Annotated in this window: 8 protein-coding genes; 5 read left to right on the top strand and 3 right to left on the bottom strand. The window is 61.0% G+C overall.

Features of this window, described 5'->3' with window-relative positions:
* Window positions 1-813, top strand: a complete 813-nt coding sequence (gene sapF / locus RE418_RS17695) for a putrescine export ABC transporter ATP-binding protein SapF (protein ID WP_004930589.1) — start codon at window positions 1-3, stop codon at window positions 811-813.
* Window positions 814-1,237: 424 nt separating this feature from the next.
* The gene (locus RE418_RS17690; protein ID WP_025303007.1) at window positions 1,238-2,422 is read left to right on the top strand and encodes a peroxidase; all 1,185 of its coding nucleotides are present in this window, start codon (window positions 1,238-1,240) and stop codon (window positions 2,420-2,422) included.
* Window positions 2,423-2,465: 43 nt separating this feature from the next.
* Here RE418_RS17690 and RE418_RS17685 read toward each other — a convergent pair whose 3' ends face one another.
* Complete coding sequence (locus tag RE418_RS17685) at window positions 2,466-3,371, bottom strand: LysR family transcriptional regulator (protein WP_025303008.1); 906 nt, start codon at window positions 3,369-3,371, stop codon at window positions 2,466-2,468.
* A 64-nt stretch (window positions 3,372-3,435) separates the two neighbouring features.
* The gene (gene dacD, locus RE418_RS17680; protein ID WP_049207451.1) at window positions 3,436-4,605 is read right to left on the bottom strand and encodes a serine-type D-Ala-D-Ala carboxypeptidase DacD; all 1,170 of its coding nucleotides are present in this window, start codon (window positions 4,603-4,605) and stop codon (window positions 3,436-3,438) included.
* A 282-nt stretch (window positions 4,606-4,887) separates the two neighbouring features.
* Between dacD and RE418_RS17675 the strand changes: the two genes are divergently transcribed.
* Window positions 4,888-7,194 (top strand): FdhF/YdeP family oxidoreductase, encoded by a 2,307-nt coding sequence (locus RE418_RS17675; protein ID WP_099817199.1) that lies wholly within the window; start codon window positions 4,888-4,890, stop codon window positions 7,192-7,194.
* Between the two features lie 15 nt (window positions 7,195-7,209).
* Here RE418_RS17675 and RE418_RS17670 read toward each other — a convergent pair whose 3' ends face one another.
* Window positions 7,210-8,064, bottom strand: a complete 855-nt coding sequence (locus RE418_RS17670) for a LysR family transcriptional regulator (RefSeq protein WP_049207449.1) — start codon at window positions 8,062-8,064, stop codon at window positions 7,210-7,212.
* A gap of 99 nt (window positions 8,065-8,163) precedes the next feature.
* Between RE418_RS17670 and gloA the strand changes: the two genes are divergently transcribed.
* Complete coding sequence (gene gloA / locus RE418_RS17665) at window positions 8,164-8,691, top strand: lactoylglutathione lyase (protein ID WP_025303012.1); 528 nt, start codon at window positions 8,164-8,166, stop codon at window positions 8,689-8,691.
* 187 nt (window positions 8,692-8,878) lie between these two features.
* Window positions 8,879-10,813 (top strand): exoribonuclease II, encoded by a 1,935-nt coding sequence (locus RE418_RS17660; RefSeq protein ID WP_043140667.1) that lies wholly within the window; start codon window positions 8,879-8,881, stop codon window positions 10,811-10,813.
* Window positions 10,814-10,874 lie beyond the last annotated feature (61 nt).

Genomic DNA, 10,874 nt, shown 5'->3' with positions numbered 1-10,874 from the left:
ATGGAAACGCTGTTGGAAGTGCGCAACCTGAGCAAAACCTACCGCTACCGCACCGGGCTGTTCCGCCGTCAGCACGTCGAGGCGGTGAAATCCGTCAGCTTTACCCTGCGTGAAGGTCAGACGCTGGCGGTGATCGGTGAGAACGGCTCTGGCAAATCCACGCTGGCGAAAATGCTCTCCGGCATGGTGGAACCGACCGCCGGCGAACTGCTGATCGACGATCATCCGCTGGAGTTCGGTGATTATCGCTACCGCAGCCAGCGCATTCGTATGATTTTTCAGGATCCGAGCACCTCGCTCAACCCGCGTCAGCGCATCGGCCAGCTGCTGGATGCGCCGCTGCGGTTGAACACCGATCTGGAACCCGCCGAGCGCGAGCAGCGTATCAACCAAACGCTGCGCCAGGTCGGCATGCTGCCGGATCACGCTTACTACTATCCGCACATGCTGGCTTCCGGGCAAAAACAGCGCGTCGCGCTGGCCCGTGCGCTGATCCTGCAGCCGAAGGTGATCGTCGCCGATGAGGCGCTGGCCTCGCTGGACATGTCGATGCGCTCGCAAATCATCAACCTGATGCTGGAACTGCAGGAAAAACACGGCATTTCCTATATCTACGTCACCCAGCACCTCGGCATGATGAAGCATATCAGCGACCAGGTGCTGGTGATGCACGAAGGGGAAATCGTCGAACGCGGCAGCACCGCCGAGGTGTTGGCGGCGCCGCTGCACGAATTGACCAAGCGTCTTATCGCCAGCCACTTCGGCGAGGCGCTGACCGCCGACGCCTGGCGACGCGACGGCGGCCGTTTCTGAGCCCCGTCCTGGCCTGCAACAAACCCGCTGCGGCGGGTTTTTTATTGCTGCGCGCCTCGGTCGCTTAGCGAGAAAATGCACATACAAATTACATTCTTGTTATATATCCTTATATTTTATTCCTTTCAGTTATTGATTAGTCCGTAACATTATTTTATCTCGCCAGGGCGATCGGTGAGGATATCCCCTACGTTGAGCCTCTCATACGACAGGATATCGCACTGATGAACAGCCTTCGCCATCGCCGCCTCGCGCAGTTTCTGCTCACGCTGGCCACCGGTTTCTCTGTTTACGGCCACGCACTGTACTGCGATGAGCTGCGCTAAATCCGCCTTTCGCCCCGCCTGCGGGCATGTTGCCTCTTTGTCCAGCCACCGCTGCCGTACGCAGCGGTGGTTGTTGATCATGATTAAGGATTGACCCTATGGAACGACTCCGTCGACAACATAATGCCCAGTGGTATCACGAAACCCAAAGCAGCGTGCGGGGCGATACGCCGTTGGAGCCGCAGGCGGCTACCCTGCGCGATCGTTTTCTGCTGGGGCTGGGTGCCTTCGCCGATGAAGCGTTAAACAGCGCGCTCGGCGCCCGCGCCGGGGTATTCAACGCCTCACTGGCCGGTTACCACGCCCTGTTTCCCGACCAGGTGTCGCTATCACGATACGTGACATTGTCACCCTACGATCGCCTCAGCACCGCACTGACCGTCGCGCAGGTGACCGGCGTGCAGTCCCTCTGTAGCCACTATGCCGCCCGCCTCGCCCCGCTGCACAGCCCGGACGCCTCCCGGGAAAGCAATATCCGGCTCGCCCAGATCACCCAATATGCCCGCCAGCTTGCCAGCCAACCCACGCTGATTTGCCGCAAGGCGCTGCAACAGCTTGTCGACGTCGGGCTGAGCCCTGCGGATATCGTCACCTTTTCGCAAATCATCGGTTTTGTCAGCTATCAGGCGCGTGTGGTAGCTGGCATCGCGGCGTTAGCCGGCCGACCGGCGGTAGTGGTGCCCGGCTTCCCGAATGTCGAAGACGCCGATGGCGTCGCTTTCAGTACCGAAGAATTGAGCTGGACTGCGCGGCTGTCGCCGATCGACACGGAAACCGCCGCCGCCGAACAGCTTGACGTGTTGGATCAGAGCCACCCGCAGGCGCGCGCCGAATCTTATTATCTGCTGTTAGCGCACGATGCCGCCGCACTGCGCGAACGCAACGGCGTGTTCAATGGCATCAATGCCGAAGGGTATGGGTTATCGAGCCGCCTGAAGGCGCTGGCGACGCTGGTGGTCTCGCGCATCAACGGCAGCCGTTACTGCGCGGCCACGGTGGCGCATGAAATGCAGGATGACGGATTGGTACAGGCGCTGTTCACCGGGCTGCCTCAGGGATTGGCCTCTACCGAGGATACGGTCAAACGCGCGGTGATCCACACCGCCGCCGAGCTGACGCGCGCACCGGAGAAATTTACCCCGCAGAGCGTGCAGCCGTTGTTCAACAGCGGTCTGAATCAGGCGCAGGCGCTGGAAGTGATCCTCACCGCCGCACTCTACGCCTGGGAAAATCGCCTGCGCCAAACGTTGGGCGATGCAACATCTTCCATCACCGCCGACTGAATACCGCTATGCGGCCTTATTACCGGCCGCAATACGGCGCGTTTTAGACATTCTGCTGACGCAGCCACTCGCTGGCGGCATCGAAGAACTTTTGCGCCAACGGCGTAGCGCGCTCCGCCATATCGACGACCACCGCCGCATGACGCGGCATGGCGCCGATGGCCACCGGACGCCGCTGCAACGCCGGCATCAACGGCGATTGCAGCTGGCCGCGCGGGAACAGTCCGCAGCCCAAACCGACGAAAATACCTTCGAGCAGTTGGAAGATCGACGCGGTCTCAAGCCGCGTGTGCAGCGTCAACCCGGCGTCGCGAAAGTGTTGATCGAGATAGCGGCGGAAATAACGCGTCGGCTCGGCGAGACACAACGGCAAGGCGGCCACCGCCTCCAGCGGCAACGGCGTATCGCCCACCAGCTTCGGGAAATGTTGCGGATGAAATACCAGCTCGACGCCGGTTTCCACCAGCGGTTGCGATTGGAAATGCAGCTCCTTCAAGGTCGACAGCTCGAAAAAGCCGATGCCGATGTCGACGGTGTGCGCCGTCAGCGCCTCCAACAGCTGATCGGCGCTCAGCACCGCCAGCCGGTAATCGAGATGCGGGTAACGTTCGCTGACCGCCTTGAGCATTTCCGATACCGAGATACTGCACTGCGGCACCACGCCGAGGCGCAGCGTGCCGTGCAAACCGTGCTTGAGCGACTCCACTTCCAGCTTCAGCCCCTGATAAACCGAGACGATCTCACGCGCCCACGCCAACACCCGCTCGCCTTCGGCGGTAAAACCGCCGAAATGGTTGCCGCGGTTAATCAGCGAAACGCCCAGCTCTTTTTCCAAATTTTTCAATCGCATGGATAGCGTCGGCTGGCTGACGAAGCTGGCCTCCGCCGCCCGGCCGAAGTGGCGCTCTCGTTCCAGATTGCACAAATAAATCAGTTGTTTAATATCCATAGCGCAGCTCAATGATCGGCATTCGCACCAGTATACCACCGGGGGCCGCCGCCCGCCCGACGAGTCAGAGCCTCAGCTTCACGTAATCCACCAGGCGCGAGAACACGCCGCCCTGCGGTACCGCCTGCAGCGCCACCAGCGGTAGGGTTTTCACTACCTGGCCATTGTCGCTGATGCGGATCTCGCCGACGGTTTGCCCTTTACCAATCGGCGCTTCCAGCCGCGCGGTATTGATCACGTACTGCGCCTTCAGCTTGTCCGCTTCGTTTTTTGGCAGGCTGAGCGACTGCTCTTGCACGCTGCCGACCGGTAACCGGTGATTCTCGCCGTACCAGACTGGCTCTTCCCCCAGGCTCTGGCCGGCGCTGAACAGGTGTACCGTGGTAAAATCGCGCAGCCCCCAGCTCAGCAGCTTGCGCGCCTGTTCCTCGCGGCCTTTGGAACTTTTGCCGCCCATCACCACGGCAATCAGGCGGCGATCCCCTTCGGTGGCGGAGGCGATGATGTTGAAGCCGGCAGAGGCGGTGTGCCCAGTTTTCAACCCATCGACGTGCAGCGTCTTATCCCACAGCAGGCCGTTGCGGTTCTGCTGCGTGATACCGTTCCAGGTCAGCGATTTCTCGCTGTACATGTGGTATTCCGCCGGCTCACTCATGATGATGGCGCGCGCAATCACCGCCAGATCGCCGGCGGTGGTGAATTGCCCCGGCGCATCCAGCCCGTGTACCGTTTCGAAATGGGTGTTCTGCAGGCCCAGCTGCGCGCTCTTCTCGTTCATCAGCTTGACGAAGTTGGCCTGGCTGCCCGCCACATAGTCCGCCATCGCCACGCAGGCGTCGTTACCGGAATCGATAATGATACCGCGGCTGAGATCGCGAACCGTGACCCTGTCACCAGGCTTCAGGAACATCAACGAAGAGCCTTTGAACACCGGGTTGCCCTGCGCCCAGGCGTCTTTCCCCACGGTGACGACATCGTCGAGGCCAATCTTGTGCTGATCGAGCGCGTGGTCGATCACCAACCCGGTCATGAGTTTGGTCAAGCTGGCCGGGTTGCGCCGTTCGTCGGCATTGCCGGCCGCCAGTACCTGGCCGGTGGTGTAATCCATCAAAACGTAAGAGGCGGCGTCTATCGCCGGTGGGGTCATGGTGGGAAAATGGGGCGTTGTTTCCGCCGCCTGCGCCGCTAAAGGCAGTAATATACCGCCGATCACCACTGATACTGAACGCTTCACGCTGTGTTCCTCAGGCCCGCAGGCTGAATAAAATGCCAATATAATCCGCGAGATAGACTGCATGAATTCACTTTCAGACGAAACCATTACTCTTTTGCAGCGGGTGTCTTTATGCAACCATTTGTTTAGGTCAGCGTCCGCCTGCGATAGATACGCTCTATGCCGCCATTGCCCCATTCGATTAGACGCCTGCCTGCCACGCCCCTAAACTTGTGACATAAATACGCAAGACGCATAAAAAAGCGTTTACTTTTTAGCTACAACCACCTGCGAAGTGTCACCATGAAATTCAAACCGTCAATCAAGCCTTATACCGGCCCAGCGGGCGGCTGGGGTTCGCTTGAAGCCACCACCCGCTTTGTCCTCGACAGTAAACAAACGCTAAAAAACATGCGCAACCTGATGCGCGTCAACAAGGCACGCGGCTTCGACTGCCCCGGTTGCGCCTGGGGCGACGACAACCACAGCACCTTCAGCTTCTGCGAAAACGGCGCCAAAGCGGTCAGTTGGGAAGCGACGCGCAGCGCCGTGGAGCCTGAGTTCTTCGCCGCCCACAGCGTCAGCACCCTGCAGCAGCAGAGCGACTATTTCCTCGAATACCAGGGTCGCCTCACTCATCCGATGCGCTACAACGCCGAAACCGACCACTATGAGCCAATCCATTGGCCGGACGCGCTGGCGCTGATCGCCAAGCACATCAACGGTATGGACAACCCGAACCAGATCGAGCTGTATACCTCGGGCCGCGCCAGCAACGAAGCGTCGTACCTTTATCAGCTGTTCGGCCGCATGCTCGGCACCAGCAATTTCCCCGACTGCTCCAACATGTGTCACGAAGCGAGCGGCGTCGGGCTGAAGCAGAGCATCGGCGTTGGCAAAGGCACCATACGCATCGATGACTTCGAAAAGGCCGACGCCATCTTCGTGTTCGGTCAAAACCCCGGCACCAACCACCCGCGCATGTTGCACAGCCTGAAAAACGCCGCCCGACGCGGCGCGCGTATCGTCAGTTTCAACACCCTGCGCGAACGTGGGCTGGAAAGGTTCGCCGATCCGCAGGATCCGGTACAGATGCTGACGCCAAAATCCTCGCCGATCAGCTCTTCCTATTACCAGCCAAATCTGGGCGGCGATATGGCAGCGGTGCGCGGCATGGTGAAAGCGCTGCTGGAAACTCACCGCCAGCGTATGGCCGCTGGTGAACCCGCCCTGTTCGACCTGGCATTTATCGAACAGCACAGCGTCGGCGTGGAGGCTTACCTGGCGCAGGTGGACGCGACCGAGTGGCAGACCATTACCGCGCAATCGGGCCTGAGCGAAGCGCAATTGCGCCAGGCGGCGGCCACCTACCAGGGTGCCGAACGGGTGATCTGCACCTGGGCGATGGGCGTGACTCAGCATAAACACTCTATTGCGACGGTGCGTGAAATCACCAACCTGCAGCTGCTGTTCGGGCAACTGGGCAAACCGGGCGCCGGTCTGTGCCCGGTGCGCGGCCACAGCAACGTCCAGGGTAACCGCACCATGGGGATTGATGAGAAGTCGCCGAAGGCACTGCTCGACAGCCTGGAACGCCACTTTAACTTCACCGCCAATCGCGCGATGGGGCACAACACGGTGGAAGCGATCGAAGCGATGCTGCGCGGCGAAGTGAAAGTGCTGATCGCGCTGGGCGGCAACCTGGCCGCCGCAGCGCCGGACACCGAACGCACCGCCCGCGCCCTGCGCAACTGCGATTTGACGGTGCATATCAGCACCAAGCTTAACCGCAGCCACCTGGTGACCGGCAAAGACGCGCTGATCCTGCCGACGCTCGGCCGCACCGAACTGGACATGCAGGCCAGCGGCTCGCAGTACATCACGGTCGAGGATTCATTCAGCATGGTTCACGCTTCGGAAGGCATCGGCAAACCGCTGGCGGATACTCAACGTTCGGAGACGGCGATCGTCTGCGGCATCGCCGACGCCGTGCTAGGTACGCAACAGCTGGACTGGCTGGAACTGGCCGACGACTATTCGCTGATCCGCGATCATATCGCCGCCACCATTCCCGGCTTCGAGGATTTTAACCGGCGCTGCGACCAGCCCGGCGGTTTCTACCTGGGCAATGCTGCCGCCGAACTGCGCTTCGCCACGCCGAGCGGCAAGGCGGAATTCAGCGCCGCCGCGCTGCCGACCACCCTGTTCCCGCAGCTGGGCGACGAGCAAGCGCCGTTTACCCTGCAGACGCTGCGCTCGCACGATCAGTACAACACCACCATCTATGGTCTGGATGACCGCTATCGCGGCGTTTACGGCCAGCGCGAAGTGTTGTTCATCCATCCGGAGGATCTGGCGGCACTGGGCCTACAGGATGGCGAACGGGTAGAGATAGAAACCCTGTGGAACGATGGCGTGGTGCGTAAAGTGGACGGGTTCAAGCTGGTGAGTTACGACATTCCGCGTGGCAACCTGGCGGCCTACTACCCGGAAACCAACCCGCTGGTGCCGCTGGCCAGCTTCGGCGACGGTACCGGCACCCCGACCTCGAAGTCGATCCCGGTGGTGATTCGCCGCAGCGAGCAGCAACCCTCGCTGCGTATTGCCTGAACATGCGCGCCCGGTTCACGCCGGGCGCGCCAATATTTCCAGGATAGTCTGCAACTCGTCGGACAGCTGATGCCGTCGCCAGACGAAGTACAGATCGCTCACGCCCTCCTCACCCATTTCCACCACCTTCAACCCTGGTGCCGGCAAGATCAGCGGCAGCAACGAACCGGGCACGCAGGCCACGCCGCAACCGGCCTGCACGCAGGCCGCCATCGCGGCATAAGACTCCATTTCCAGCGTCATGCGCGGTTTCAGCCCGCGCGAGGCCAGCCAGTGATCCACCTTCAGGCGAAACGAACATTCGCGGCTGAACGTGTAAAACTCCAGCGGCACCAGTGTGGCGGCGTCGGGTTCCCCGACATCGGCCGGCATCAGCAATACCAGCCGTTCATCGAATGCCTTTTGGCTGGCCAGTAACGGATGCTCAATCGGGCCGTCGGTGATCGCCAGGTCGAGATCGCTGTCGATCAGCATGCGTTCCAGCACCAGCGAGTCGCGGCTCAGTACGTTGATGTGCAGATGAGGCTGTAAACGGCGCAGCCGGGCAATACGCGCCGGTAAATGGCTGACCAGCGAGAAATCCAGCGCCCCGAGGTTCAGCAGCCCATGCTGATGCTCGCCGGCGAACAGCTGCTTGCTGCGCTCCGCCTGCGCCACGATGTCGCGCGCCTGCTGGTAGAACAGCCGCCCTTTGGGATTGACGTACAGCCGGTTCTTGTCGCGGAAAAACAGCTCGCCGCCCAGCGACTCCTCTAGTTCGCGCAGCCGCAGCGTGACGTTGGAAGGCACGCAGTGCAGCTCGCGGGCGGCGGCGGCGATGGTTTTTTGTTCCACCACGGTGCAGAAATACTTCAGTTGGCTCAGCTTCATCTATCATTCACTTTTAGTTAGTGTTTTAGTTAAAAACAATTACTTTAGATTAGCATCGATTTCACCTACAGTCTGCCGACACCCTGAGGAGGATCACTGATGCCACTGAATGATTTACTGACGCTGCCCGGCGTGGCGGCCCAACCGGACGCGGTAACCGACGGTTACGTGTTCAACCACACCATGATCCGCGTGAAGGATCTGGCCAAAGCGCTGGATTTCTATACGCGCGTGCTGGGCTTTACCCCGGTCTATCTGGAAGAGTTCAAAGAAGCCGCTTTCACCATCTGCTACCTGACGCGCAGCCCGCGCGAGCAGATCCCGCAGGATGACGACGAACGCAAACGCTGGGCGCTGAGCCAGCCGGGTATTCTCGAGCTGACCCATAACCACGGCACCGAAAATCAGGCGGATTTCCACTACCACAACGGCAACAGCGAACCGCGCGGCTTTGGCCACCTGTGTGTCACGGTGCCGGACGTGCGCGCCGCCTGCGAGCGGTTTGAGCGCCTGGGCGTCACCTTCCAGAAACGCCTGCATGAAGGCCGCATGAACTACGTGGCGTTCATTCGCGATCCGGACGATTACTGGATTGAAATCCTGCAGCCGACGCCGCTGCGGGACTGATTGTCCCACGCCCTTCACCCCGGCCTGCGCGCCGGGGTTTTTCATCGTTCGCCCTTCGATTGACCATTCTTGCGCAAAATCGCGCGGCAACGCGGGGTTCCGTGACGTTAGGCTTGCTCGCAGCGGGTGATTCGCGTAAAACTGTCAGCCGCAAATCTTGCCACTCACAACCCATTCACTGGACGATATGTTTCAAGATAACCCGCTGCTGGCGCAGCTTAAACAGCAACTTCACTCTCAGACCCCGCGCGTTGAAGGCGTCGTGAAAGGGACCGAGAAAGGCTTTGGCTTTCTTGAAGTAGACGGTCAAAAAAGCTACTTCATTCCACCGCCGTACATGAAGAAAGTCATGCACGGGGATCGCATTATCGCCACCCTGCACACCGAGAAAGAGCGCGAAATCGCCGAGCCGGAAACCCTGGTCGAGCCGTTCCTGTCGCGCTTTGTCGGCCGCGTGCAAAAGCGCGACGATCGCCTGTCCATCGTGCCCGATCATCCGTTGCTGAAAGATGCGATTCCGTGCCGCCCGGTGCGTGAACTGACCCACAATTTCCAGGCCGGCGACTGGGCGGTGGCGGAAATGCGCCGCCATCCGCTGAAAGGCGATCGCGGCTTCAACGCCGACCTGACCCACTTTATCACCGAAGGCGAAGACCATTTCGCCCCGTGGTGGGTGACGCTGGCGCGTCACAACCTGGAAAAAGAGGCGCCGGAGATGCAGGCCCTCAGCGAGCCGGACGCTGCGCTGGTGCGTGAAGATCTGACCGCGCTCGAATTCGTCACCATCGACAGCGCCAGCACCGAGGACATGGACGATGCGCTGTACGTGACCGACAACGGTGACGGTTCGCTGCAGTTGACCATCGCCATCGCCGATCCGACTGCCTACGTCGAACAAGGCAGCAAGCTGGACGATATCGCCCGCGTGCGCGCCTTCACCAATTACCTGCCGGGCTTCAACATCCCGATGCTGCCGCGCGATCTGTCGGACAACCTGTGCTCGCTGCGCCCTAACGAGCGCCGCCAGGTGCTGGCTTGCCGCGTGACCATCGCCGCCGACGGCGCGCTAGGCGACGATATTCAGTTCTTCGCCGCCGAGATCGAATCCAAAGCCAAACTGGTGTACGACGAAGTCTCCGACTGGCTGGACGGCATTGCCGGCTGGCAACCGCCGAGCGACGCCATCGCGCAACAAATCACCCTGCTGAAGCGCGTTTGCGATGCGCGCAATGCCTGGCGCCACCAGCATGCGCTGGTGTTCAAAGATCGTCCGGACTACCGCTTCGTGCTGGGTGAAAAAGGCGACGTGCTGGAGATCGTTACCGAGCAGCGCCGCAGCGCCAACCGCATCGTTGAAGAGTGCATGATCGCCGCCAACGTCTGCGCCGCCATCGTGCTGCGCGATCGCCTGGGCTACGGCGTGTACAACGTGCACACCGGTTTCGATCCTGCGCTGGTTGAACAAGCGGTCACCGTGCTGCAGGCCAACGGCGTGGAAGCCGAAGCCGAGAAGCTGCTGACCCTCGACGGTTTCTGCGAACTGCGCCGCCACCTGGATGCGCAGCCGACCCAATTCCTCGACAGCCGCATCCGTCGCTTCCAGACCTTCGCCGAGATCAGCACTACGCCGGGGCCACACTTCGGTCTGGGGCTGGAGGCTTACGCCACCTGGACATCGCCGATCCGTAAATACGGCGATATGGTCAACCATCGTCTGCTGAAGGCGATCATCAACCAGCAACCGGCGGAAAAGCCACAGGATGACGTCACGGTGCAGCTGGCGGAGCGCCGCCGCCTGAACCGCATGGCGGAGCGCGACGTCGGCGACTGGCTGTACGCCCGCTTCCTGCAGGACAAGGCCGGTACCGATACCCGCTTCAACGCCGAGATCATCGACGTGACCCGTGGCGGCCTGCGTGTACGCCTGCTGGACAACGGCGCGGTTGCCTTCATCCCGGCACCGTTCATTCACGCGGTGCGTGACGAGATGCAGTGCAGCCAGGAAACCGGCACCGTGCAGATTAAAGGCGAAGTGGTTTACCGCCAGAGCGATACCTTGCAGGTCACCATCGCCGAAGTGCGCATGGAAACCCGCAGCGTGATCGCCCGCCCGGCGGCCTGAACGCCAGCCTGAAACGGTCGCAACGCAAAGCGCCGACGGTGAAAACCGCCGGCGTTTTTTT

Source organism: Serratia sp. szju, assembly GCF_044594185.1.
GTDB lineage: Bacteria > Pseudomonadota > Gammaproteobacteria > Enterobacterales > Enterobacteriaceae > Serratia > Serratia bockelmannii.
The sequence above is the reverse complement of the archived record's forward strand: the minus strand, read 5'-3'. Positions and strand labels throughout refer to the sequence as shown.